This window comes from Desulfoscipio sp. XC116 (genome assembly GCF_039851975.1).
Taxonomy (GTDB): domain Bacteria; phylum Bacillota; class Desulfotomaculia; order Desulfotomaculales; family Desulfallaceae; genus Sporotomaculum.
In genome coordinates this window covers 1,208,237-1,233,623 of the sequence record NZ_CP156660.1, presented here as the reverse complement: position 1 = coordinate 1,233,623, position 25,387 = coordinate 1,208,237, and the positions used below count along the sequence as shown (strand labels likewise).

The 25,387-nt window shown below is 48.0% G+C and carries 27 protein-coding genes; 8 read left to right on the top strand and 19 right to left on the bottom strand.

What is annotated here, in order from left to right:
- Positions 1–127 precede the first annotated feature (127 nt).
- Positions 128–1,084: a hypothetical protein gene (locus ABDB91_RS05830; protein ID WP_347490673.1), complete on the top strand. Its 957-nt coding sequence runs from the start codon at positions 128–130 to the stop codon at positions 1,082–1,084.
- A 126-nt stretch (positions 1,085–1,210) separates the two neighbouring features.
- Here the strand turns inward: ABDB91_RS05830 and ABDB91_RS05825 are convergent, their stop codons facing one another.
- Both ABDB91_RS05825 and ABDB91_RS05820 read right to left on the bottom strand, forming a co-directional pair.
- Positions 1,211–2,344 (bottom strand): Nif3-like dinuclear metal center hexameric protein, encoded by a 1,134-nt coding sequence (locus ABDB91_RS05825; RefSeq protein WP_347490672.1) that lies wholly within the window; start codon positions 2,342–2,344, stop codon positions 1,211–1,213.
- A complete protein-coding gene (locus tag ABDB91_RS05820; RefSeq protein WP_347490671.1) occupies positions 2,338–3,027 on the bottom strand; it encodes a class I SAM-dependent methyltransferase in 690 nt (229 codons plus the stop codon). Before ABDB91_RS05820 ends, ABDB91_RS05825 begins: the two co-directional genes overlap by 7 nt.
- 554 nt (positions 3,028–3,581) lie before the next feature.
- Here ABDB91_RS05820 and ABDB91_RS05815 point away from each other — a divergent pair.
- On the top strand, positions 3,582–4,022 hold the full coding sequence (locus ABDB91_RS05815; RefSeq protein WP_347490670.1) for a universal stress protein: 441 nt from the start codon (positions 3,582–3,584) through the stop codon (positions 4,020–4,022).
- Positions 4,023–4,076: 54 nt separating this feature from the next.
- Here ABDB91_RS05815 and ABDB91_RS05810 read toward each other — a convergent pair whose 3' ends face one another.
- The 4 genes from ABDB91_RS05810 to ABDB91_RS05795 all read right to left on the bottom strand — a co-directional run bounded on the left by ABDB91_RS05810 (position 4,077) and on the right by ABDB91_RS05795 (position 6,766).
- On the bottom strand, positions 4,077–4,562 hold the full coding sequence (locus ABDB91_RS05810) for a hydrogenase maturation protease (protein ID WP_347490669.1): 486 nt from the start codon (positions 4,560–4,562) through the stop codon (positions 4,077–4,079).
- A gap of 12 nt (positions 4,563–4,574) precedes the next feature.
- Positions 4,575–5,195, bottom strand: coding sequence for a cytochrome b/b6 domain-containing protein (locus tag ABDB91_RS05805; protein ID WP_347490668.1), 621 nt, complete (start codon positions 5,193–5,195; stop codon positions 4,575–4,577).
- Between the two features lie 90 nt (positions 5,196–5,285).
- Positions 5,286–5,729 (bottom strand): ferritin-like domain-containing protein, encoded by a 444-nt coding sequence (locus ABDB91_RS05800; RefSeq protein WP_347490667.1) that lies wholly within the window; start codon positions 5,727–5,729, stop codon positions 5,286–5,288.
- A 185-nt stretch (positions 5,730–5,914) separates the two neighbouring features.
- Positions 5,915–6,766, bottom strand: a complete 852-nt coding sequence (locus tag ABDB91_RS05795; RefSeq protein ID WP_347490666.1) for a L,D-transpeptidase — start codon at positions 6,764–6,766, stop codon at positions 5,915–5,917.
- Positions 6,767–7,079: 313 nt separating this feature from the next.
- Here ABDB91_RS05795 and ABDB91_RS05790 point away from each other — a divergent pair, with 313 nt between their 5' ends.
- The gene (locus ABDB91_RS05790) at positions 7,080–7,316 is read left to right on the top strand and encodes a YkoF family thiamine/hydroxymethylpyrimidine-binding protein (protein WP_347490665.1); all 237 of its coding nucleotides are present in this window, start codon (positions 7,080–7,082) and stop codon (positions 7,314–7,316) included.
- 74 nt (positions 7,317–7,390) lie between these two features.
- Here the strand turns inward: ABDB91_RS05790 and ABDB91_RS05785 are convergent, their stop codons facing one another.
- Together ABDB91_RS05785 and ABDB91_RS05780 are read right to left on the bottom strand one after the other, a co-directional pair.
- Positions 7,391–8,839, bottom strand: coding sequence for a nickel-dependent hydrogenase large subunit (locus ABDB91_RS05785; RefSeq protein ID WP_347490664.1), 1,449 nt, complete (start codon positions 8,837–8,839; stop codon positions 7,391–7,393).
- Positions 8,840–8,938: 99 nt separating this feature from the next.
- On the bottom strand, positions 8,939–10,069 hold the full coding sequence (locus ABDB91_RS05780; RefSeq protein WP_347490663.1) for a hydrogenase small subunit: 1,131 nt from the start codon (positions 10,067–10,069) through the stop codon (positions 8,939–8,941).
- A gap of 207 nt (positions 10,070–10,276) precedes the next feature.
- Between ABDB91_RS05780 and ABDB91_RS05775 the strand changes: the two genes are divergently transcribed.
- The 5 genes from ABDB91_RS05775 (at position 10,277) to ABDB91_RS05755 (ending at position 15,615) form a co-directional block, all read left to right on the top strand.
- On the top strand, positions 10,277–11,917 hold the full coding sequence (locus ABDB91_RS05775) for a spore germination protein (RefSeq protein WP_347490662.1): 1,641 nt from the start codon (positions 10,277–10,279) through the stop codon (positions 11,915–11,917).
- A gap of 12 nt (positions 11,918–11,929) precedes the next feature.
- Entirely contained in the window at positions 11,930–13,027 is a 1,098-nt protein-coding gene (locus tag ABDB91_RS05770) for an endospore germination permease (protein WP_347490661.1), read from the top strand.
- On the top strand, positions 13,024–14,250 hold the full coding sequence (locus tag ABDB91_RS05765) for a Ger(x)C family spore germination protein (RefSeq protein ID WP_347490660.1): 1,227 nt from the start codon (positions 13,024–13,026) through the stop codon (positions 14,248–14,250). Before ABDB91_RS05770 ends, ABDB91_RS05765 begins: the two co-directional genes overlap by 4 nt.
- A 117-nt stretch (positions 14,251–14,367) precedes the next feature.
- Positions 14,368–14,586: a hypothetical protein gene (locus tag ABDB91_RS05760; protein ID WP_347490659.1), complete on the top strand. Its 219-nt coding sequence runs from the start codon at positions 14,368–14,370 to the stop codon at positions 14,584–14,586.
- A gap of 402 nt (positions 14,587–14,988) precedes the next feature.
- On the top strand, positions 14,989–15,615 hold the full coding sequence (locus tag ABDB91_RS05755; protein ID WP_347490658.1) for a flavodoxin family protein: 627 nt from the start codon (positions 14,989–14,991) through the stop codon (positions 15,613–15,615).
- Between the two features lie 81 nt (positions 15,616–15,696).
- Here ABDB91_RS05755 and ABDB91_RS05750 read toward each other — a convergent pair whose 3' ends face one another.
- The 11 genes from ABDB91_RS05750 to ABDB91_RS05700 form a co-directional block, all read right to left on the bottom strand.
- Entirely contained in the window at positions 15,697–16,152 is a 456-nt protein-coding gene (locus ABDB91_RS05750) for a YhcN/YlaJ family sporulation lipoprotein (protein ID WP_347490657.1), read from the bottom strand.
- Positions 16,153–16,215: 63 nt separating this feature from the next.
- A complete protein-coding gene (spoVAE, locus tag ABDB91_RS05745) occupies positions 16,216–16,569 on the bottom strand; it encodes a stage V sporulation protein AE (RefSeq protein ID WP_347490656.1) in 354 nt (117 codons plus the stop codon).
- A gap of 15 nt (positions 16,570–16,584) precedes the next feature.
- Positions 16,585–17,598 (bottom strand): stage V sporulation protein AD, encoded by a 1,014-nt coding sequence (spoVAD, locus tag ABDB91_RS05740; RefSeq protein ID WP_347490655.1) that lies wholly within the window; start codon positions 17,596–17,598, stop codon positions 16,585–16,587.
- A gap of 6 nt (positions 17,599–17,604) precedes the next feature.
- Positions 17,605–18,084, bottom strand: a complete 480-nt coding sequence (gene spoVAC / locus ABDB91_RS05735; RefSeq protein ID WP_347490654.1) for a stage V sporulation protein AC — start codon at positions 18,082–18,084, stop codon at positions 17,605–17,607.
- 25 nt (positions 18,085–18,109) lie between these two features.
- Positions 18,110–18,970 (bottom strand): DUF421 domain-containing protein, encoded by an 861-nt coding sequence (locus ABDB91_RS05730; RefSeq protein ID WP_347490653.1) that lies wholly within the window; start codon positions 18,968–18,970, stop codon positions 18,110–18,112.
- 78 nt (positions 18,971–19,048) lie between these two features.
- Complete coding sequence (locus ABDB91_RS05725) at positions 19,049–19,258, bottom strand: DUF1657 domain-containing protein (protein ID WP_347490652.1); 210 nt, start codon at positions 19,256–19,258, stop codon at positions 19,049–19,051.
- Positions 19,259–19,422: 164 nt separating this feature from the next.
- Positions 19,423–19,629 carry a DUF1657 domain-containing protein gene (locus tag ABDB91_RS05720; protein WP_347490651.1) on the bottom strand — a complete coding sequence of 69 codons (207 nt, stop codon included), beginning with the start codon at positions 19,627–19,629 and terminating at the stop codon, positions 19,423–19,425.
- A 229-nt stretch (positions 19,630–19,858) separates the two neighbouring features.
- Positions 19,859–21,868 carry an ATP-dependent DNA helicase gene (locus tag ABDB91_RS05715; RefSeq protein WP_347490650.1) on the bottom strand — a complete coding sequence of 670 codons (2,010 nt, stop codon included), beginning with the start codon at positions 21,866–21,868 and terminating at the stop codon, positions 19,859–19,861.
- Between the two features lie 297 nt (positions 21,869–22,165).
- A complete protein-coding gene (locus ABDB91_RS05710) occupies positions 22,166–22,789 on the bottom strand; it encodes a Fe-Mn family superoxide dismutase (RefSeq protein ID WP_347490649.1) in 624 nt (207 codons plus the stop codon).
- Between the two features lie 123 nt (positions 22,790–22,912).
- Positions 22,913–23,596: a response regulator transcription factor gene (locus tag ABDB91_RS05705; RefSeq protein WP_347490648.1), complete on the bottom strand. Its 684-nt coding sequence runs from the start codon at positions 23,594–23,596 to the stop codon at positions 22,913–22,915.
- Between the two features lie 5 nt (positions 23,597–23,601).
- Positions 23,602–25,152: an MASE3 domain-containing protein gene (locus ABDB91_RS05700; protein WP_347490647.1), complete on the bottom strand. Its 1,551-nt coding sequence runs from the start codon at positions 25,150–25,152 to the stop codon at positions 23,602–23,604.
- Between the last annotated feature and the right edge of the window lie 235 nt (positions 25,153–25,387).

Genomic DNA, 25,387 nt, shown 5'->3' with positions numbered 1-25,387 from the left:
GCTACCTCCCCTTATATATCACCGATTTTATTATCCCTTGCAGGTCAAAGGTTATCCTATAACAAAACAGGGTAATAGGTTAATTACTTCCTCATATACATAAAGCTAGGGAGAAGAAGGTGTTCGCGTGAAAGGTTATAACTATAGAAAATATTCTATAATAGTATTTATTGTATTATTATTTTTGTTAGCCCCTCAATTATGTAAAATAGCCTTGTTAAACAGAAGCAATAAGGAAGTGCCCAAGCCTGAAATGAAAAAAGAAAGACCATTATTATATGGGGAATTTTTAAGCTGGGATGAAACAGATAAATTATTTCCCAGATATGCCAAGGCTAAAGTTATAGACTTTGAAACGAAACTTCAATTTTACGTACAAAGAAGGGCCGGACAGTACCATGCCGATGTCCAGCCGCTTACAGCCGAGGATACCGCTATAATGAAAGCGGTATACAACGGAAAATGGAGTTGGAAGCGCAGGGCCGTCATAATTGAGCTGGCTAACGGGCGCAAGATAGCCGCCTCCATGCATGGAATGCCTCATGGTGCGGGCGCCGTTCGGGGTAATAATTTTAACGGGCATTTTTGCATTCATTTCAAGGACAGTAAAACCCACGGAACCGGGGCAATAAATATGGACCACCAGATAATGGTGTGGAAAGCGGCGAACAGGGTAAGCGAGCAGTTACGGTCACTGGGACCTCAGGATATTATTGAGGTATTCTTCGCCGCTGTCAATCAGGGTGAAACGAGCCTCGCCAAGAGATTAATTGACGATGATTCCCAATACGCAACACAATTGCTTAAAAATCTTCAGGATATAGAAGCCGCCAGGATAAATAGTATTGAGAATCAAGGAAGGAATAGCTTTAAAGTAAATGTCGGAGTAGTTTACAAGAATTCAGACAAGGAGTATATAAAGAATATGACCATTAGTATGAAAAACAGAAAAAAATCAAGCTGGAAAGTTGATCCGCGGACAATGCTGACCTTATTGGATAAAGAGGCTTGGTTTGAAATTAGGCAGTGGAATGAAGAGCAAACGCCTCATAAACCAGAAATTGCACATTTTCGCCGTACTTAAGTCAGTAACCGCTTATTTTTCATTATAATATAAACCTTACCCGATAGCTTCCATAACCCGCCCGACCAGTTAAGCATCACCAAGCCTAATGCGCAGGTTCTTAGCGCTAAGATTGGCAATTTACTGCTATAACCCAGCCCAAGGCTCGGCCTCAGTTGTGGCTATATCTATATGTACCGCCAGCTCGGCCTCGGCCAAAGCTGCAGTAAGCTGCTCGCGCAGCGCGGGCAGCACCGCCCGCTCGGTGGCAAAATGACCGGCGTCGATAAAGCATATACCCGCCGCCAGCATGTCCCGCGCGGCATGGTAGCGCACGTCTCCGGTAACCAGCACGTCGGCGCCCTTTTGCCGGGCCAGGGACCACATATCGCCGCCGGACCCACCGCAAACCGCTATCCTCCGTACTTTAGTGCCGGGAGCTCCACCGTAGCGCAGGCAGCCCGCTTGCAGCACTTTTTGGACTGTACGGGCAAAATCGCCCAGCACAGCCACCCGGGGCAGCCGGCCCAACCGGCCCAACCCCCGGGCCACCCCTTTGTTTTCCAAAGGGTATAAATCATAGGCCACTTCCTCATATGGATGTACATCCAGCATGGCTTGCACCACCCGGCTAGTTGCTTTTTCTTTAATGATGGTTTCTATGCGCACCTCTTCCACCTGCTCCAGCCGTCCCGCAACACCAATAAACGGGGTTGTCCCCTCATCCGGGCAAAATGTGCCCGTACCCCTCACATTAAAGGAGCAGCGGCTGTAATGACCGATATAGCCCGCTCCCGCCCGGCCCAGGGCTTCCCGCACAGCATCGGCATGGGTGACGGGCACAAATACCACCAGCTTAAGCAGCCGTTCGTATTGTACCGGGTGCAGCACCTCGGTTTGCTCCAACCCCAGTACCCCGGCCAGCACATCGTTGACCCCGCCGTCCGCACTGTCCAGGGTAGTATGGGCGGCATAAACCCCAATGCCGGCCCGAATCAGACGGAAGAACAAACTGCCCGCCGGGTGATCCCGGCGCACCGCTTTTATCCCCTTGAGAAGCATGGGATGGTGGCTGATGATTAACTGGACATCTTGCTGCTCGGCCTCCCCCACCACCTCCGGGGTTACATCCAAAGCCAGCAGCACCTTTTGTACAACTGCATCAGGATCACCCACCTGCCAGCCGCTGTTGTCCCATTCTTCAGCCAATCCCGGCGGGGCCAGCCGCTCCATAATGTGTACCAGATCTTTGCCTCGCACTATCTTTGTCCGGTCTACCAATTTGCCAGCACCTCCTCTATTTTTTCCGCCTCTTGTTTTAAAAACTCGGCCCGTTCAATTGCACCAGCACTTTGGGCACGGGTTATTGCCGCCAATATAGAATTAATTTCCACCGACCGTCTTTTTAAAAATTCTCGCAGAACAACGTTCCTTTTTTCCAACAAGCACGGCCCGACCTCCAGGGCAAAGCTGTCCATAACCTTCTCCGTGCCCGGCTCGGCCACTAAAATCACATAATAGTGTCCGTCTTCATAAACCATATCTTCATCTGCCAACCGCCAGCCGTTATCCATCAGCCACCGGCGAACCAAGGCTATATCCCGCATAGGCTGAATAACCAGCCGCTGCAGCTGCCGCATAACGGCCCGGCCCTGTTCAAAAACGGCACAAACTGTTTTGCCGCCCATTCCGGCAATCACCAACACATTTACCTCGCCGGGCTTTAATATGTTAAGACCGTCCCCCATACGCAAGTCGATATAATTCTCCAATCCGCTGGCCCGCACGGTGATTAAAGCCCCGTCAAACGGTCCCCGATTTATGTCACCGGCTACCACCCGGCGGGATATACCCTGACGAACCAGATAAACCGGCAAATAGGCGTGGTCCGTGCCAATATCCGCTACCGCCGCACCGGCCGGCACGTGCCGGGCCACCGCAGTTAATCTTTTCGATAATTCCATTTGTTAACTATTAGTCCCCCCTTAATATACTCCCATCAAAAATATCCGGTCGGCTAATCAGCAGTTTAAACTCTCCTGATCAAATCTTTCCCTATTATTATAGCCTATAAAACCGTTATAGCCAGCCATCATAATTACTGCAGCCACTTAAAAACTTAACGGCAAACAATTTATCAGACACATGACCATTAATGTAAACCAAATCAAAATACCACACAAAAAAGGAGATACGGTCAAAACATGGAGAACATTGCGGAAACAGTAACAATGCAAATAAACGGTCATTTTAACGTACTAATCTGTTATGTCCATACCAATTCTTCAAGTGAAACTTTCGACATACCCAATTTGCCGGATAAACTGCAAAAAAGTTAAAACAGCCATAACTCGTTGAACAACGGAAGGCAAAGGCATATCATGTGCTTACCGGGAAGGCAAAACAACCAACAGGGGCCCGGCCAAAGACGGCAGGCAAACACGGCTATCCAGCAAAGCCGGCCGCAACATGATAAATGAATAACACTCGTCTATCAATTACAAGGAGGTATATATAAATGACTAGAATGTTACTGGCCATAAACGGCGCCGAATACTCAACGCAAGCACTTAATAAAGCGATTTGGCTGTCCAAAGTAGAGGATGCCCAACTGGATGTTTTATACGTCAATCCCCCGTGCAACCAAATGTACCCCGATGTTCCCGGTCTTTGCTTCTGGATGCCGGACTTCGAATATAAAATGGTTGCCGAAAGGCTAAGGAATAAAGTACTGGATAGCGAAATTATCCCCAAATTCCAAGAAGCCGGCATGGAGCCACATATAATTGTTACCAGCCGGGATCAAGATGATAAAATAAAAGAAATGAGCGTAGAAAACCAATACGACAAGATATTCATCGCCAGCCCGTCAAGATACTGCCGCAGCCAAGCTAAAGGCTGGCTATGGTTTAAAAACAAGCTGCAAGAAATTCCCGCCGGAACAGTTTGCTTAATTTAGAACCCCCTTCTCTTCCAAAAGAAGGGGGTCTTCGCTCTCTAGCGAAAAAACAGTTTAATGCAAACGCTTCCGACACTGTTCCCGTACAATCTTGAGCACCTCAGGCAGCCTGGTCTCAATTTCCGGCGATAATTCCAGGGAAAAGCCAATTTCTTTGGGCTCCACTCCAATGATGGTCACTTGCGGCTTTATCCCGTAATGGGCAGCCAGCTGCAGCACATCCAAAAAATGCGGGTCGTGGTTTATCCACCCCCCCGGCCCCGCTTTCCGTCCGTCCTCTCTTGTGCTTAGCTGCTCCAATGTCACCAGATAAACGGCCCCCGGCGGTCCGCCCCCCTGCATACTGTCTACAGCAATCACCTGCCGACATTTTTGCAGTAAGCACCAATACCCCCACATGCCGCCTCCTGCTTCAACAGCCCGCACACCCGGCGGAACACCGTTTTTTTGCAACTCCCGCACCACCCGGGGTCCGATACCATCATCCCGCATTAATGGATTACCCAGACCCACCACGGCAATTTGCTCTACTTCAGTCACCACCACAAATTGTTATTTAGGTCTAAAATAACCTGTAATAATTGACTTAAGTTTTTCCAGACTGTCGGTAAAGGCAAAATACATATGTCCCGAAACCGTGCCGGTTAAGGCCACCGCAGCCAAGTAGTGCACCAGGCGGGTATTATGCAGCCCTCCGAAAAAGCGGGTTAATACCTGCAGTTTGCCCGAGGAATAAAGAGCGGCCCCGGTAAACAGCTGTGTTATAAATAATATGGCCATTTGAGAAAACAGCAGCTTTTGCCCGGGATTATATTTGGGATACTTGGGCTCTTTTTTCTTTAAAAACAATTCATAAGCGGCAAACCCGGAAGCTGTAGCTATATCATCGGAGCCGGGGAAAAGCTTCCGATAGTCACGACTGACCACGGCATAATATGCCCGGGATAAAAAATAAAAGCCAAAGAAATACTGGGCGGCAAAATGCACTTTCCTAGCGGCATCCATACTGCGAAAGCAACGGACACCTCCGGGTTTATGAATATAAAAACCACTGGCCGCCAGCAAAAAGAAAGACGGTGCCAGCACCCAGTGCAAAGCCCTGGTAATCCGGTTGTGACGGAGGGTATTAACAGCCTTTATTCTTAATCCTAATAGATTATTAGTAAATTTCATACCCATCGCTCCACTATGATCTATTATGTGCCCTGTATTTTAGCATAGTTGGTGATTTAATCGCACCTAAACCTTTTCTTAACCGGGCTTTTAATCTTCAAACTCCTTTAATTTATTGGCAAACCAGGCGGTATGCAGATCCTCGTCAATCAGATTATCCCATAAGACATCGAACAGGTGCTTGTCGTTTCCTACATGCATGATCATATTTTTATAATCCTGCATGGCCTTCTCCTCCAAGGTGATATCCATTTTAAACATCATTTTGGGTCCCAGCAGGCCACTTAATGTACCGGCGGCTTTTCCAAGCAGGGGTGAAATAACATCCCCCAGACTGGTGGGCATTTCCCCTCTTCTTTTAATCTCCTCGGCCAAGTTATCCACGTGCTGCTGCTCAATCATTGCTATGCGGGCAAATGTTTTCGCCAGGTAAATGTCCTCCACCGCATGGGCCTGGGCTGTGTATAAATCCACCTGGTTCAGCTCCAGGCTGTAAAACCAGTTTAATTTAGCTATAATTGTCTTATCGTCCATTTGCTATCCCGGCCATTTAACATGATTTGCCGGCTGCTTATAAGCAGCCGGTTAAACTGGGAATAAAAAATCAATATCCCTATAACCGGGCTTGCACTCCTTTCGGTTTAAACTTGTTTGCCTGAGATTGACAAAATAAACAGCCGCGCAGCGGACGGACCTGATTTTTTATCCAGTCTATATACCTAATGCTGCCTGATCTCCACGGTTGTATTTACCTCAACCAGCTTAAAAAGCTCGGCAATCTGCCCATTGTCCATCCTGATGCACCCACCCGAAGCTTTCTTACCAATGGATTCCGGATCATCGGTGCCATGAATGCCGTACTTGCTGCCCACCGGTGCCCTGGCGTCTTTTTCGGCCCGGTTATCCTGTGCAAAAGGCACGGCAAGGCCCATCCAGCGTTCACCCAACTGTGGCTTTAACTCCCGGCCGTGGTCCTCAATCTTATTAGCTATTTTAAAAACACCCTCAGGTGTATAAAGCGGATCTTTTCCGGTAGCTACCGGATAACTTTTATACAGCTCGCCCTTTTTGTATAAATATAAAGTATTGGTTCCCTTATTGATAATAATCCTATCCCGTCCAGTGCGGGGATTGGGATAGACAGCCAGCACTTCAAACGCCGGCTCAATGCCAATGACGGTTATTTGGTCACTGCCAACCAGCTTAATACCCTCCGCTATAGCATACCCCACCAATGGGGTCGCACCGGCCAGCTTGCCACAAATATTGTATACCGCACCGACATGGTTTACTCTTATAGTTTGTCCCGTCAGCCTATTAATAATATCGGATGCATGGCTTAAACGGCAGACCGTTACCCTGTCATTCTCAAATATAACATGCCCGGACTCGGCATCTTCGGGGGCCGGGGAAGCCTTTTGTTTACCTTCACCCGGCTGAACGGGCTGTTGTGCTATAGGAAGATTGCTTTGAGGGATTGGTTTTTGTTGTCTATTTTGTTTATAATCCAAGCTGCCAAGAATAAACAAAACGGCTATTGCTGTTAATACCGATTTAGATAAATATTTCATTTACCTCCTCCCCCCGGTACCCGTGTGTTAAAGTTAAAGATTAGCTAAACCAAGCTTACTGGTTCGAGCAAGCCAGATTCATATATAGTATGGCAGGAGGACTTAAAAATAAGTTGTGGAAATTCTACCAAATGTACTCGTTCAGCTAAAGCTGAACATCGGGGCTTCAGATAGGGATTCTACCCCAATTGAAGGGACTCCCACTTATAGAAGTAGAAGTAGGAGTCCTGGAATTTAATCAAATAATTTGCAGCATACCGGGGTATAGCTTTATATAGTCTCTAAGAAATATATTCTAAACGGAGGGAAAGCAATGTTAACCGCTGAAGTGTCTCTCTACCCGCAGAAAACCACTAACGCCAGCCGGATTATCAACAGTTCACTGGACACACTGAGACAGCATGACTTACAGACCCAGGTGGGTTCCATGTCTACCCGGCTACAGGGTACGGATGAGGAAGTATGGGCCGGTTTAAGAGATTTATTTAACCGGGCCGGAGCTCAAAACGAAGTCAACATGGTAGTGACTATATCCAACTCGGCGGTTTAGCCCGCAAAGAACAACAGCGCCTGAGATCCCTTATAGATAAGGTTCCTCGGCGCTGCTTTATGTCTGCAGCCGGATCACACAGATATTATAAATTCCCGCAATGATTTGCCCGGTGCTATCACATGGGTGGCACAGGCCGAGCAGGGGTCGAAAGAACGCACCACCCGGCTGATTTCTATGGGCTCGTTTTCATCCGCCACCGGAGTGTTCAAAAGAGACTGTTCCATCGGCCCGGGCTGTCCTTCCGCATCCCGGGGGGACATATTCCACGCTGTGGGAGTGATGATTCGGTAATCGGCAATGCGCCCCTTTTCAATACGCAGCCAGTGTCCCAGCGGGCCGCGCATAGCGCCGGTCAATCCCACTCCGATTGCCTCATGGGGCACTTTAAATGGTTTGTATACCGGTTCCCCAGGGCGCAGTTCCTCCAGCCACCCCGCCATTAATTGCCCCACCTTTTGGGTCTCCAGCACCCGGGCCATTATCCGATCCATTGTAGATACACCATGTCGATAGTCACCGCTTATCCAGAGCCGGGCCAGGGGGCCTCCCTCCACCGCCCGGCCGTTGTAACGGGGCGCTTTTACCCAGGAATAGGCCCCTTTCTTCTCACGATTGGGTGCCGTTTGTTCATTGAGCATACCTTTATTATTAGGGATCTTTTCGGCGCCTATTCCCCCATCGTTAGCCGCGGTGCTATGCTCATACCAGGCGTGACTTAGATCCTCATTGATAGCCTGCGCGTTTACTTGATGCACCTGCCCTTCCAGCAGCGCCCCGCAAGAGAAATACCTTGCACGATCATCTTGATCCCGGGGGAAAATGCCAAATACAAGCATGTCGGCAGTACGTCCGCCGATTGTATAGTAATCGGCATAGACCTCGGCCAGGGTGTGAACATCAACAATCATCCGGTTAGCAATAAAATCATTAATTTTTTTTAATTTTGAACGAAAATTCAGCACTACATCCGCCGTAGGTGCCACAGTGCTGCCTCCAGCCAGAATACTGTGGGGAAAAGGCGCTTTAGCACCGAACAGAGCCACCATTTCATGAGCCAATCGGGCCATCTCCAGTGCTTCATAATAATTTTGCAGCATAGCCTCGTTGTCCCGCCCCGCAAGCCTGAAGTCCTTGCTGTAACCGGGCACAAAAGGATGCATATCGGGTCCCCGCACGTAATCGGGCAAGCTTAACAAATAAAAATGTCGAATATGGTTTTGCAGCAGATCCGCACCCAGTATTAAATTGCGCAATACATTACCGTTATGGGGCGGACGCACCCCGGCGGCGTCCTCCAGAGCATAAGCCGCCGCCGTGCCGTGGGCGGACGAGCAGATACCGCACACCCGCTCGGTAAGATAACTGGCGTCCCTGGGGTCCCGATCCCGCAAGATCAGTTCAAAGCCCCGGAAAAACTGCACGCTGCACCTGGCTTCCACCACTTTTCCTTGAGATATCACAGCTTCCACCATAAAGGGACTGTTGGCCCGGGTCACCGGGTTAATAGTAATCTTTTTCAAATGTCCGGCACTCCTTATATGAGGAGAAAACTTGGTGCAATGAATACAGCTGTATTAACCATTTCAATTATCGTCTTAGCTTCAAAAAACATTGAATCATTAGTGCTTTTTCTTCAGCTTTTTTTTTATACTATCCACCAACACTTGCACCGGTGTGGTCTGCAACACCTCCAGACCCGGTTTGGAAGGAGCCAAACCTATTTTGACAGTCTTGGGCAACCGCCCCTTGATAATGCTGACCGCCAAATGACTGCCGATACCCAAAGCTGTCAGCGTACCTGTGACAGCTCCAATGCGATTGGCGTTCACGGTAATGCCGGGCAAATGAATATCCGGCAGGTGTTCAAAGAAGGGCATAGTGTGCTCCGGAAACTCGGGGCTTACACAACCTATGCATGGGGTATTGGCCTTAACGGGCCAGTTGATATGCTCCCCGTTCCACTGGCGGTACGGACAGTCCGCAAAGGTTACCGGGCCTTTGCAGCCAACCTTGTACATGCACCAGGGCTCCCCCGGTTGGCTGGCAAATATACCGCTGTCGAAATAATGCCGGCGCTGGCACAAGTTGTGAATGGTTTCCCCGTAAAACAACGTGGGGCGGTTATACTTATCCAGCTCAGGCTCACCATACCACACCAGGTGGGCCAGGGTACCAACAATCCAGCCCGGGTTTACCGGACAACCCGGCACATTAATAACCTTACGGTTTAATACTTCTTGAACACTTTTACCCCCCGAAGGGTTGGGTTGAGCGGCATAAGGCCCCCCAAAGGCGGCGCAGGTGCCTACTGCCACCACATGTCCCGCCGCCATGCCCAGTTCCCGCACCGCCGCCAGGGCGGTATATGGCTCCCCGCTGCGTTGACCGAGCACACAATAAAGCCCATTGGATCGGGTTGGCACGGTACCTTCCACAATTAATATGTATTCGCCCGCAAACTTAGCCAGGATATCCTGCAGTACACCCGTAGCCATATCCCCCTCGGCGGACATGACAAAATGGTTATAACGAAAATCAATTAAGTCCGTAATAATCGCCCGGTATCCCGGGTCGAGAGAATTTAAAAAAGATATGCTGTCCCCCGCACAGGTATTGGTACCCAGCCAGAGCACCGGAGGATGCTTTTTTTTATCTCCGGCAAGCAAACTGCCTACTAGTTGGTTGGTGGCTTCAGAAGCTGCCAAGCCACCTTTGTTGATTATGCTTTTAAATTTATTTATTTCAATCATCTGCAGCACCTAAAACAATCTTTCCCGGAAAAGTTTAAAATATGTGTCACACCATTCATAGGCACATTCACTGCTATTTCTGCCAAAACATGATGGATCTCGCCTCAAAAACAAAGGTGGCAATTTATGAAACAAAATTCATAAAAAACCATCTACCGCACAAAATAATGCTATAGACTAATAAAACCAAATACAAGGAGTTGTCATATGGCAGCTTTTTTTAGTAAATTCAGGCGACCCCGCCGTTTAAAGGCTCCGGCCCAAAAGCCCGGTAAGTCCGGAAGCAGCCCCAACGGCCAGGACCCCAACTACCCCGGTCATGCTTCCCAAAGCCGGACTTTGAGCAGCGATATAGAAGATAATCTACGCGGCCTGAAAGAAATTTTCCATGACTGTACTGATGTAGTTTTTCGGGAATTTTTATTTGCCCGGCAAGAGCAAATAAAACTTGCTTTAATCTATATTGACGGTTTGGCCGATAAAGATCTAATCAGCAACCAGATTATGCGGACCCTGTCTCTGGAAGCGCCGGCGGCCACGGATAGGGCTGCCATTACCAAGGACAACGCCTGGCACTACATTAAAATGCACGGCCTTTGCGCGCATCAGCTTCAGGATAGTCCGGAGCTGGACAACGTCCTTAACGCTATTTTATCCGGAGACAGCGTGTTACTGGTGGACGGGCATGCTGATGCGCTAATTGTCGGCAGCCGGGGCTGGGCGGCCCGCTCCATTGAAGACTCCAAAACCGAGACGGTGGTGCGAGGCCCCCGGGAATCATTTGTAGAAACACTTCGCACCAACACTTCCATGCTCAGGCGCAAAATAAAAAATCAGAACCTGAAAATCGAAATGCTGCAGTTGGGGGAAATAACTAAAACCGATATAGCGGTTATATACATTAAAAATATTGTCAATGAGGGACTGGTACAGGAGGTAAAAAAAAGGCTGTCGGGCATTAAAATTGACGCGGTGCTGGAATCGGGTTATATAGAGGAGCTGATTCGAGATAACCCCTATTCTATATTCCCCACTCTTTCACACACCGACCGCCCCGACCGGGTGGCCGCTCATTTATTGGAAGGCCGTGTGGCCATCATGGTGGACGGCACGCCAATGGTGTTGGTGGCACCCTACTTATTCATAGAAGCTATCCAGTCTCCGGAAGATTATTACGAACAATCATTTTTTATGTCCGGAGTACGGCTGCTGCGGATCATCAGCCTGATACTCGCTCTGACACTGCCTTCTCTTTATATAGCCATTATTTCATTTCATCACGAAATGCTGCCCACACCACTGCTTTTAAGTATCGCGGCTCAGCGGGAAGCAGTGCCGTTCCCGGTGTTTGTGGAAGCTTTGTTAATGGAGTTGGCCTTTGAAATTATCCGGGAAGCCGGCATCCGATTGCCCAGAGACGTTGGCCAGGCAGTGAGCATCGTAGCCGCGCTAATTATCGGCCAGGCCGCAGTGCAGGCCGGGCTGGTGGCCGGAGCCACCATTATCGTTGTGGCTTTAACGGCTATGGCCTCCTTCACTGTTTACTACAGCGGCAGTATCAGCTTTCGCCTGCTAAGATTTCCCATGATGTTCCTGGCCGCCTCATTCGGTTTGTTCGGCATAATTGGATGTATCATTGCCCTGGTGGTGCACATGGCCAGTTTACGTTCCTTCGGCGTTCCCTATCTGGCACCGTTGAGTCCTGTTATCACACAGGATTTAAAGGATTCGGCAATACGGGTACCCTGGTGGGCCATGCACAAACGCCCGCATTTGATCGGCCAAAAAAACCCGCAGCGGGAGGCACCGGGCATGCAGCCACGTCCTCCGCAGCCGGATAATGAATAGGTGGTGAGGCAGTTGCCGGAAAGAGGCCGAATTAGCGGCGGGCAGGCGGTTTTATTAAATATCACCATGATTATCGCCACGGCAATGCTTGGCGCCCCAGCTATCGCCGCCGCGCATGCACGGCAGGACGCCTGGCTGTCCATGCTGCTGGCCATGCTGCTGGCACTGCCCATTGCCGGGATCACAGCCAGGTTGGGTACTTTATTTCCAAGCAAAACAATTGTGCAATATACGGAGGATATACTGGGCAAATGGCCCGGTAAGCTGCTTAGTTTATTATATTTGCTATGGTTTATCCAAATCTGCTCGGTAATGATCAGAGAATATAGCAGCTTTCTGGCAGATGCTATCATGCCCGAGACTCCCCTGATCGTTATTAACATATTAGGAACGATTCTGGCCGCCTATACAGTAAAAAAAGGCTTGGAAGTGCTGGCCAGAGTAAACCAGATTTTTTTGCCGCTAATAATTATATCAGTAATATTGATATTTCTGCTGGCCCTGCCGGAGATGAGGATAGAACGGTTCCTGCCGGTTCTTGAATCCAGTGCGCTGGAAATATTTAAGGGCAGCGTCGCTCCCTGGGCCTGGATAGGTGAAATAAGCACCTTTGCCATGTTAATCCCCTTTCTGGCACAACCCGGACAAGCCAGGCGCATTGCTGTTGCCACCGTATCCCTGGTGGGACTGTTTTTTACGCTGCTGGCATTAGCCACTGTGGCCACCTTTGGCCCCGCCATCAGCAATATGACTTTTCCCGTGCTAAATACCGCCCGGGTGATTAATATAGCCAATTTCATCGAACGCCCGGAACCGTTAATCATGGCTATTTGGATAACCGGTGGTTTGTTAAAAATTTCCGTCTTTTATTATGCTATAGTACTGGGCTGCACCCAATGGCTGGCCCTTAAAGACTACCGGCCACTGGTACTGCCCGTGGGAGTAATACTGGTCGCCCTTTCCATAGCCGTAGCCGAAAATATGCTGGAAGTAACGCATTTTATCGGCTACGTGTGGCCGCCTTACTCACTGTTAACTTTTGAATTGGGCATACCGCTGACCCTGCTGGTCATTGCATTGCTTAGAAAACGGGGAGGGAACGGGCATTGATTAAAAAAACCATCTGCCTGCTGATAATAATAAGCCTTATATTACCTCTGGAGGGATGCTGGAGCCGCAAAGAATTGAATGAGCTGGCCATAGTGCTGGCCGCAGGGCTGGACAGTACTCCGGAAGGCAATATCGTGCTCACGGTACAAATAGCCAGGCCCAGTGCCCTTGGCGGCTCCCAGAGCGGCCAACAGTCAGGGGGGGGAGCCCAGCAGAACAATGTCTGGGTGGTTTCCCAGGAGGGTGAATCGGTACTGGATGCCACCAGATACCTGGAAAGTAAAGTTCCCCGCCATATTTATTGGGGCCATACCGTAATATTGATTTTAGGCGAACAGCTGGCCAGAGAAGGTATTCGCAAGAGCATAAATTTTTTCTCCCGCTCGCCTCACACGCGTGAAACCATCTGGGTCATGGCGGCCAGGGGCGAGGCCCGGGATGTTTTAAACAGCCATTCCGAGTTGGAAAGCACATCGGCCCAGTCCGCCGGACGCATGATCAGAGCCGGGATTGGCGTGCCGGTGATGTTAAAGGATTTGAGCATGATGCTGGCCGACAAAGGTATAAACCCGGTACTCCCCCGCATAGAATTAACCCCGTCCGGCACGCCCCAGGGACCGGGTATGCCCGAAAATTTGACTGAGACAAACACCCGGCAGTCACGCGCCACAACTCATGCCGAAGTCGCTCTCACCGGCACGGCGGTATTTAACGACGACCGTCTGGTGGGCTGGCTGGATTACCACGAAACCAGAGGGTTGCTCTGGCTTCAAGACAAAATAATCGATGGTGAGGTCACATTACCTTCACCCACCGAACCGAATAAAAAGATATCCATTGATATCACCCGGGGCAGTACACGGGTCGAGCCCTTTTATGACGGCGCAAACATTTGGTTTGATGTAGAAATACAAATGGAAGGAACCCTTTTAGAACAGCAGTCTATAGAAAAGTTAACCAACCCGCATATCTTCAACAACATTGAAAAAAACGCGGCCCACCGTATTGAAGACAAAGCCCGGTCCGCCGTTGAACAGGCTAAATATGATTACGGAGTCGACATATTTGGCTTTGGACAGGCTTTTCACAGAAAATATAAGGATGCCTGGCCGTTATTTGAGGATCGCTGGAACGAAGTATTTATCGGCGCCGACATCAATATAAAAGTTAAAACTTATATACGGCGCACCGGCCTGACGACCAATAGAATCTCCGAACAATAGCCGGTTGAGAAATATCCCATTGTCAGCAATAATACAATAACATCCATGCCGGGATAAACGGTTCCGGCAGAGATTGAATATTATTTTTCCGAATAAGATGACCGGGGGAGATAAGGCATGGTCCTATTAGCCGCAGTGGCTTTTTTAATCATCATCGGGATTGAAGTGCCGGGTCTGGTACGCAAAAAAATGTGGCGGGAATTAACCGCCTTCGCCGCGCTGCTGGTTATCGGCATGGCTATTAGCATACCACAAACGCTGGATATGCCGATTCCCAATCCTAATACGTATATAGAAATAATATTTAAGCCACTAAGCGTGTGGCTGGAAAAATGAGCTAACTGAAACTAAGCGCTGCCGGCATACATCATGGATGATGGCTATTATAAAACAAAAAGCCTATCAGCTTATAACCTTTATACGCCCATGGACACTTAAGCGTAATAAGTTTTTAATTTTTGTGAAATTGTCAGGTATTTGACTGAAATTGTTTGTTTTTAGGGTAAAATATAAAGAAAAACGTAAATAATCCCTTCTCCTAATTACCCTTTTTAATATTCCCTAATTAGCGCCCCTTAATGGGGCGTTTTTGCTTTTGAATAACCTATAAACACAGTTATTATGATATAATAATTTAATTAGAACAAGCTTACAACATAACTATGGCCAATGGTAAAAAAGTTTGCACCTGAACGTTTTCAGAAAACTCTTAATAAACACACAAGGGGGATTTGTTAAATGAACATTATCGCCATTAACGGGAGCCACCGCAAAGGCAAAAACACCGCCGCATTGCTGAGAACAGTGCTGGGCGAGGCCGCCGCCCTGGGCGCCGCAACTGAGCTCCTGGAATTAACCGATTACAACATTAAGCTTTGCCTGTCCTGTAACAAATGCTTGGGCCGGACCCAATGCTCTATTACAGATGACGACATGGCAAGCATCGGTGAAAAATTATTGGCCGCCGATGGCATTGTGCTGGGCTCACCGGTATACTGGTCCAATGTGACCACATTAATGAAAAACTTTATGGACCGTACCCGCTACATGCATATGACCCGGAATTTGTTGGCCGGCAAAGCAGGCGCTGCCGTCACCAACGCCGGACTGCGCAACGGAGGCCAGGAAGCGGCTCTGCGCATTATGGAATTTTTCCTAATGGCCCAGGGACTGTATGTGGTGGATGCCCGGGATAAAAACGGAGCCATAATGTCGGCGGGAGTGGCCGGCTCATTGCTTGCGGATGTGAAGGAAGGCAAGGTAATCTGGCGCAAAAGCGCAGAGGAAGACGAGGCCACCATGCAGGCAGCGCGACAGTTGGGCAGAAATATGGTCGAGCTGATTAAATCTCTATCTGATAAATAAACCAACTACCATTCCAAAACCTTTTGAGACCTTGACCGCCCCAACGGCGTGAGCATCTAATGCCCGCCGCCGTCCGGGTTCTCACCCATTCATATCTTCAATAATAATATTGAATTGATCTTTCACGCGCACCGGCAAATTACCCGGCGGCGCATTTTTTATTTGCCCAATGAGTTCTTGCAACTCCGCAAAAATTTTTTTATCCGTGGTTACATGCACATCATACTCCGGAGCTATACTTTTAACTTTACCATGTAATTCCTGCTTGATAGATTTTAAACGCAGGCGGTCAAATCCGGCAACTTTAACGGCTACGGCTATCTGATCGTTCATCACCAACGCCAGGCTTTCTTCCACACCCCGCGCTGTGCGGACCTCTTCCTTCACTTGATCCGTCAATTCAGGATTAATTTGAACTTGTCCTTTAACCTGTCCTTGCTGCGGCTGCGGCTTTCTTTGGGGTGAGTCCGGCATGGCGCAACCGCTCACGGTGCATAATAGTAAAGATAAAACAGCAGCTTTTACGAGTTTATGCATACTTATCATCCTTCTTATCCACATCATTACTATTATCAAAAATACCAACCGTTTTACCCCGGCCTACCCTTTGGGCTTAACCAGCAACGCCGCCATAAAACCAAAAATAATAGCTGCCGATATACCTGCACTGGTTACTTCAAAAATACCCGTCAGGATCCCCACCAGCCCGGTCCGCTCGGCCTCGGCCATTGCCCCGTGCACCAGTGAATTGCCAAAACTGGTAATGGGTACGGTGGCCCCGGCACCGGCAAAATCAATCAGCGGCTCGTAAAGCCCCAAACCGGCTAAAACAGCGCCCGCAACAACCATACTGCTTATGGTATGGGCCGGGGTAAGCTTTCCCACATCCATGAGCAGCTGGCCGATTACACAAATTAGCCCGCCAACCACAAAGGCCCAAAAATATGTTTCCAAAAACAAACCACTCCCTTAATGGTTAGATGCTATGGACACGGCATGCGCAATACAAGGAATGCTTTCCTTCTGCTGGTACGATAAGGGGGATAAGAGAGCGCCGGTGGCTACAATTAATATCTTGCGCAGTTCCCCTTTTTTCATTCTGTTTAATATATGCCCATAAGCCACAGCCGCCGAGCAGCCACAGCCACTGCCGCCGGCCAGCACCTCCGACTGCTGGTCCGGCCCGTAAATTAAAAGCCCGCAGTCTGTAAATATATCAGCAGGTATACCAAGACCGTGTTTTTTTAATAAATCACCGGCAATTTCATGCCCCACCCGTCCCAGGTCACCGGTGGCAATAAGATCGTATTCCCGCGGATCAATGCGCAAATCCCTGAAATGAGCGGTAATGGTATCCACTGCAGCCGGGGCCATCGCGCCGCCCATGTTATAGGGATCGGTTATGCCCATGTCCACTATTCTGCCAATAGTAGCACAAGTTACTTTGGGGCCCTCCCCCGCAGCCGCCAGCAAAGCCACCCCGGCCGCTGTGGCAGTCCACTGGGCGGTAGGAGGCTTTTGGGCGCCATATTCAGTAGGGTAACGGAATTGCTTTTCCACCGCCGCATTATGACTGACAGTGCCGCACAGCACATAATCGCCCGCCCTGCTGTTAACTATCAAGGCACCCAGGGCCAGACTTTCCATTGAGCTTGAACACGCTCCGTAAAGCCCTAAAAAAGGTGCAGCCATTGTCCGGGCGGCAAAACTGCTGGATATGATTTGGTTTAGCAAATCTCCGGCCAGGAAAAATTGAATATCCTGTTTTTGCAGGCCGCCTTTCTGAATAGCCTTTGCACAAGCTTCCTCCAACATCTTCTTTTGCGCTTTTTCATAACTGTCCTGCCCAAGCCACAAATCGCCGTGCAGAAGATCAAAATCATCCGCCAGCGGCCCTTGTGCCTCAAAGGGGCCTCCTACCGTGGCCGTAGATATAATGATGGGCTGGTTATTAAATATCCAAGTTTGGTGGCCATGCAGCATATTTTTTTAGCCCCTCCCCAACATGGCTAATGTTGTTTTTATCAGGGCAATAACAAAAGCGGCAAAAACCCCGAACACAATCACTGAGCCGGCTAATTTAAACATTTTACCGCCCACTCCGAGCACCAAACCCTCGCTGCGGTGTTCAATAGCGGCCGAAGCCATTGAATTGGCAAAACCCGTTACGGGTACCGCCGAACCGGCCCCGGCCCACTGAGCTATATGATCATATACGCCCAGTGAAGTTAATATTACCGATATTAAAATTATCACCGCCACGGTAGGGTTACCTACCGTTTTTTCCGTAAAATCAAAATTCCACAGAAAAAAATCCGAAATTCCCTGGGCGATGATACAGATTATACCGCCTGCAATAAACGCCCGCACGATGTTCTTGGCAACCGGCCGTCCGGGTTCCCTGGCCTTGGCAAAAGTTTGATATTCCTGCTGTACCGGAGTTAATTTCTTTTTTTTCTTATTAGACATAGTTTTTATGCACTCCCTATCCACACTACCTTTTCAGCAGCGGCTCCAACTCATTAACCGCATCCGTCAGCACCGAGGCGGATTTGCCGTACATCTCCCCGGCCGCCTGGTGCCTGGTAGCCAATGCATACAGCTCACAGTCCGCCTGGCACTTCTTGAGCGTTGCCCAAGCAAGTTCTTTCGTTTTAGGCTTGGGCAACAGAATAGCATCGTCAAACAGATCCAAGTATAACTGGCCGACGGAGTCCACCTGCCCGATGAATACATTTTCCGGGGCCACGCCCGCTTTTTCCAGCTCAGTATGCAGCCAGTTTCTGTTTAGTCCCAACGCAGTAAGAGGCTCATCCATGATAATGCCATCCATAATTACGGTTTGCGGCACACTTTCCGGGCCCGCATTAAAGCCCGCGATTTTCGGGGTAATAGGCTGCTGATCTTTCTTCAGCAGCACGCTGACCTCGCCGGTTGGTTCCAAAACGGCAAATTCTACGTCAGCCACTTTAAAGGCATTCTTCTTCCTTAGCTGGCTTAGTAAATCCTCGGGTGTATAGCGGGCTTCCATTAACTTATCTTCCAGCACTTTGCCGTGATTGATCAGTATCGTTTCTTTGCCTTGTATGATATCCCTAATCGTTTTATATTTAATTGCCAGTAAATAAATAAGCGCCGGAAGCACCGACCAAACTGCCAGGGCTATCAGACCATGCGTCAGATTTGTCATCAAGTTCAGAGATATAGAGGCGGTAATTGCCCCGATGACCATAGCGGTAACCAAATCGAAAAATGTCAGCCGGGATGTTTGCCTCTTGCCGATTAAACGAGCCAGTATTAATACCCCCACAAATAGACCCGCGGAGCGCAGCAGAACTTCCAACCATTCGACCATGCTGATTGACCCCTTGTATGATTTAAGTATTTTATGCTCAACGCTAACGACAGGATATCGCGCTAATAGCTATAACTCCTAGAAACCTTTATATTGAGGTTCTTCAAATTCAAGAACGCTCACTCGCTTATTCATATCCTGGATAACACCTTGCAAACGTGCTATATTTCGTTCAAAAGTTTGCCTGGACTGAATATTTGCCTCAACGGCGGCGAAAGCTTGCAATGTGGCTTTAGTGCCCTTTAAACTGGCTATGGTTTGTTTAACCTGGCCGCTGACCGTCATCATAATCACCTTCCCTGCAACTTATTTTGTATATTAATATCTATTAATATACCCGGATGTAAAAACCGGATCGTTTGATCCGGTTAAGACTTTAAGTTAGTTTTTACGGCAGGTTTTAAATGTACTCGCCAAAACTAATTATGTTGGACCGTTATAATGTACGTCTACTAAAACCCTTTATACTGGGGCTCTTGCTGTTCGATCTCGTTAATCCTGGGCTCCAGACTATCCACAACGGCTTGAGTCTGCTGAGCCGCATTGGTATATAGATCTTTAGCCTGTTGGTTCTGAGTTTGCATAGCAAAGGTTTCCAAGCTGGCCTGGACACTTTTTAAGCCCGCTAAAGTTTGTTTAACTTGTGCTCCCACTGTCATCCGGCGTACCTCCCATTAAAATTATTTACTACGAATTTAAGATACCCTTGGAGACAGTGTTTAATATCCGGTAAGTACTTCCGATACTGCGTATCTGGTGGAAAACCGCACCGGACACGAAATGAATTGGTTAAATTTACCAGCACTTATTGTTACCTGTTTTTGCATGCTAAAACTAATGAGCATCACCCCCTGCTTTTGTTTATATATTGCCCCCCAATAGCTAAAATTATCGGTAATGTATATGCTTAATTGTTGAGCGGGGCCAAAGGTTAGAAAAAGCATCTATGTTTCGAACAATTTTAGCTCCCGCCGGTAAAGCCCCCAATGCGGTCCACTCCCACGACGCGCCCAATACCGGTTCTAAAATGGCTATCGCACCCCGGTCCTCACGCTTTCGTATAAGCCTGCCACACCCCTGTTTTAATCGCAAACCCATTTCAGGATAATCCACCGCAGTTATCGGATCCAGCCCTCCTTCCCGGGCCTCGCGCCTGCGCGCTTCAATTAGCGGGTCAAGCAGCGGAAAAGGCAGCCGCCAAATTACAAGAAGGGATAGTGCCTCACCGGGCACGTCAATCCCCTCCCAAAACCCGGAACCAACAAGAACAGACGAGATTTCTTCCCGGAATCTTTGAACCAGGTAGCCCCGTTCCGCACTATCCTCCCATAGAAACTCAAAAGGTAAACGAAAATCTTTGAGCCCCATGCGAATTTTCCTCACTTCGGACGGCGTATTGGTCAGCACCAGCGCCCTTCCCCGAACAAGCCGCAATAAAGAAACCAGCCGCCTCAAAGCCTTAACAAACCAGCTTTCCCGGTCTCCGTTAGTCAAACGCCGGGGCAGATAAACTACGACCTGTTTCTCATAATCAAAAGGACTATCCGCGGATGAGCTTGAGAACTCCTCTAAACCAAGGATACGCGCAAAATAGCTAAAATCTCCTGCGCTACTCAAAGTCGCGGAAGAAAACACTACGGGGAGATTCCCGGCAAATAGGTGTTTGTTTAACATGCCGCCAAGATCCCGGGGCACCACCCAAAAATTGCGGTCTCCCCGGTCGGCCCAAACAATGACATCTTCACCCTTACTTCGCACAAACCGGTCTAAAGCCGCCACCGCTTGCTCCACTTCAGCCTCATATGCTTGTATCTGTGTATTTGTAAGAGATTGGAGGTGGAGCTCCTGCTCGTTTTGCAATTCAAAGTGTAAGGTATTAAGAGCACGCCGCAGTGTATCCGCCGCTTTAAGCAGTTCAGCACTTATTCGCACGGTCAGCCGGTCTGTTTGTTCACTTCCAGCTGCCGAACGGTATAATAGCTTAAAAAACCACGAATTAGCTTTATCCATTGCAAAGGCAACAGATATAAGAGATGTTCTGGCTCCCTGAATTTGTTCAATAGATAAGAGCATACTGTCAATGTTCTCCTTGACCACCTGCCGGCCCGCCCTTAAAGCCGCTGAATGCATCACCTTATGCCCTTCATCAAAGATAACCGCTGAATATTCAGGCAGGAGGGGCAGTTTACCGTCAGCAATTCGCTCCTCCCTCGTCCAAAGATCGTCAAAGAAGATGGCGTGATCGCAAACGATCAGGTCCAGAGCCGACCGGTAATGGTTTCTTGCTTTGACCAGCTTGCAAAAACCGCGTGCCGGGCATGTTTCGCAGGACATAGCCTCATCCCAGGCAACTTGTGACCACACCCTGTCCGGCACGCTGGGTACCTCCGTGCGCTCACCCCGCTCAGTCTTCCCCGCCCAGCGCAATAAGCCGCTAAGCTCAGAACTCGGCTGTTCACAAAACGAGTTATGAAACCGATTGACTTTAACGTCACAAATATACTGACGCGGGTCTTTGGCTATGCGAACGTCAATATCCAGACATAGCAGCTGTGACAGTTTCTCAATATCCCCTTTACGCCCGGCTAGCTGTTCCTGAAGCTCCGTGGAAGCACAGGCGATTAAGACGGGCTTCCCCTTATGCCGGGCATAAGCGACAGCGGTTAGTAAATAAGCAAAGGTTTTACCAGTACCCAGCCCTGCCTCGGCGAAATGCACCTTACTTTTACACACCGCTTCCGCAAGTTGAAAAGCCGTATAAATTTGTTCCTCACGTATCTCATAGCCGTGCTCCGGCAAAATATCATAGAACACCTGCCCGATCCACTCGGTGAGCTTGACCGAAAAATCACGTTTGTTAGAGTATGCAAAGGGTACCCGGGGCCTTAAAGCGTACATGCTGATTCCTCGCTTTTCAATGTTTTAGGCTTCACAACTATGCTTTTAAGTAAAAGTCAACAAAAAGGTTTTTTGATGGCCGGCTGTATATTAATAGGCTTATTGTCCAATAGTTTTCCGGCAAGAACTTGACAAACTTATAATTGTGTGATAGGATTATGTTGAGGTATGTTTATTTCATGGCAATTTGGCCGTGATACTTATTTTATATAAAATCAATAAAAAAGTAAAGTAAAATAAAAGAAATCCACAACCAATAAGGCCGTGGATTTTGTGTTTTTTCAAGCAACCTATTTATCACTCGCTTACCATTATACCTTTCCGAGCGGTAATTATCTTATATATCTCTCCGGCTGTTTCTAAATTAAAATTAACACTCCGCCAATCAACATTATCGATAAACCTTTTTATATATTTATTTTTAGCCGACTTATAATCCATTTGGTAGGCGTGTTCAAATACATCCAACACCAGTAGTGGGAACACCAGCCAAATACCTTCCGAATGATCATCCGCAATATAGTTTGCCAACTTTCCTTCACACAGATCCAAGCCCAGGACTACCCACCCACGGGAGCCCAAGCCCAACGCCATGAATTGCTCCAACCATTCCTCCACGGAGCCGAAGTCTCTAATAAGCATATTGATGAGCCCCGAAGATGGCTTATTCTGTCCCAAGCCCAGAGATTCAAAATAATTATTATGGAGTACAACCGAATTCATAGCCCATGCCTCTTCTTTTTTTAGCGCCCGCAGCAAGCTAAAAGTCAAATCGGTATAGGATGTATCCGCCTTTAACAACCGGGCCCTGATTTCCCGCAGCCTGAACCGGTGGACATTAAAGTAGGCATTATAGTGATGTTCCAATTGCTCTGCGGACAGTGTACTGCTTTCGGGGCCGACTCGTTTGTCATTTATCAATTTATTTTCCCCCAAGGCCATTTCCACCACAATATTAAAAAATAATTAAGCAAAATTTAATAAAACATTACACTTTTATTACAATCACCCCGAGAGCGCTAACGGCGGATACGAATAACATGTTCAGCCGCTGAATTTATACCCTGTGCCCCACACAGTCTTGATATACGCAGGTTCGGAAGGATCATCTTCTATTTTTTCCCGCAACCTGCGAATATGCACGTTAACAGTGTTATCGTCCCCTGTGTACGTACTGTCCCAAACACATTTAAGCAGGTGCGGCTTGGTAAACACCTGGTTGGGGTGGGAAGCCATCAGCCACAGCAACTCAAACTCCTTGGGGGTTAAACTTATGAACCGGTCGCTATTTTGTACTAATCTTTTATTATAATCTATAACCAGTTCATTATACTTTAGCACCTTTTCATTATGCTTAACAGCCGCGGCACTGCGCCTCAGCACCGCCTTGATACGCAGCGCCAATTCCATGGGACTGAAAGGTTTGACCTGATAATCATCCACCCCCATTCGAAAGCCCACCACCCGGTCCACCTCATCACTTCGGGCAGATAATATAATCACCGGCACATCGGTAATTTCCTTTAATTTCTGCAGGGTTTCAAAACCATCCATTCCCGGCAGCATCAAATCCAGCACTACCAGATCAGGTTGGTTTTCTCTGGCCTCCCGCAGTGCTTCCGAACCGTTTGCAAAACAAATAACCTCGAACCCTTCCCTGGTCAGGGAGTGTCTTAATATTTTTAAAACCTTGGGGTCATCATCCACGGCCATTATTTTATAAGACATTATTTTCACCTCCCATATACCGGTATATTGAAGGCAAACACACTTCCTCCGCCATCTCTGCTTTGCAAGCTCATAGTTCCCCCATGCATCTCTACCAGATTTTTTACCAACGTCAGACCTATGCCGGTACCACCGTACTTGCGTGAGCTGGTTCCATCCACCTGGTAAAACATTTTAAAAACAGCGGCCTGCTCCCCGGGATTAATTCCAATGCCATTGTCAGCAACGGTTACTTTAATTTTATTATCCTCCCGCTCTTCAGCGACATCGACCCCAACCCAACCGCCAGGAGGGGTAAACTTAATGGCATTACCAAGTAAATTGGCCAATATCTGTCCCAATCTCCCCTTATCAGCATATACAGCCGGTAAGTCAGCCGCTATATTAATCTTTAAATCAATACCCTTATTTTCAAATTGGGGTTTTAAACGCCGCGCTGTATTCATAACTACTTCTTTTATGCTTGTCTTTTCCATATTTAAGAGCATTTTTCCGGCCTTGATCCGGGATAAATCCCCTATCTCATTCACCCTGTTCAGCAAATCGCTGCCGCTGTCACTTATTTCATTTATATAATCTTTTTGCAGCGGATTTAATGGTCCTGTCTCCTTGTCCAACAAAAGTTCAGTAAAAGCTATAATGGCGGTTAGCGGGGAGCGCAGCTCGTGATTAGTGTTAGCCAGAAAATTATCTTTTAGCTGATCGGACTCTTTCAACAACCGGTTGGCTTCGGTCAGTTCACCGCGCTGTTGAGCCAATACGGCATTGGTTTTATACAGCTCAACAATCGCTTCTTCAAAAAGGCCTTTTAATATCAAGCTAAAAGACATTAATTTAAGAATATGTCCTAAAAAATTATACGAGTCGTAAACTACACTGTAGGCAGCAAAGGCCAGCTCACCAAAAATACCTACAACCAGCGCATAAAAGAGATACACATCCCTTATATCACCGGACTTATTAATGTATATTTTCACTGCCGCCAAAAGGTATAAAAGAATAATAAAACACTCAGATACCATTTTAAGGTGCGTCTGCCTCATATGCACCGGGTCATACATGATGGGCAAATGGGCCAACTCGGTTGCCACCGCCCAAATTATCAACCCGGCGATAAAGAAACACAGTAAAATAGCTGTCACCGGCCGGGCTATACGGACTAACCGGTCACGCCAAAAAACAGCCGCCAAAAGGCCCAGGCCCTGTACCAGGCGGGCGATAACCCAGCAGGTTGAAGCCTTATTGGCCGTATTGGGAGTAATAAAATCCGGCATACCAAGATAGGACAAAGTATGCACAAAATCAAACAGCCCGATTAGCAAAAAAGTTAATGCTAAAACCAGCATTTTACGTCGCGAACTGTTCCGAAAATCATACCAGCAAAGAATACATACCAGCATGGCTACCACGATACTGGCAAATTCAAGAACCTGGTGAATGGTTAGAAAGATGCCGGGTTCCAGAACCAGGTAGACTCTCCCCGCCAGCACATATACCATTATCAAACAAGAAATGATAATTGCCTGGAGATATTTATGAAAGTAAAAGGCATGCATAAAAACCTCCGGTTAGTTGGCGGTTGACCCTTAGCGAAAACTTTGGGCTCCCGCCTTAAGCAATTAGCGAGTTAATGATAGAAAATGACTATAAATTAATTCGCAAAAAAGATAAAAAAACCTCTAAAAAGTTTATGTATTCTAAGACAACAGGCGACTACATCAAAAAACCGGGCATCGGCCCGGTCTTCCGCACATAGGTATTTTATTTTGGATCACTATTTTAGTTGTGAAA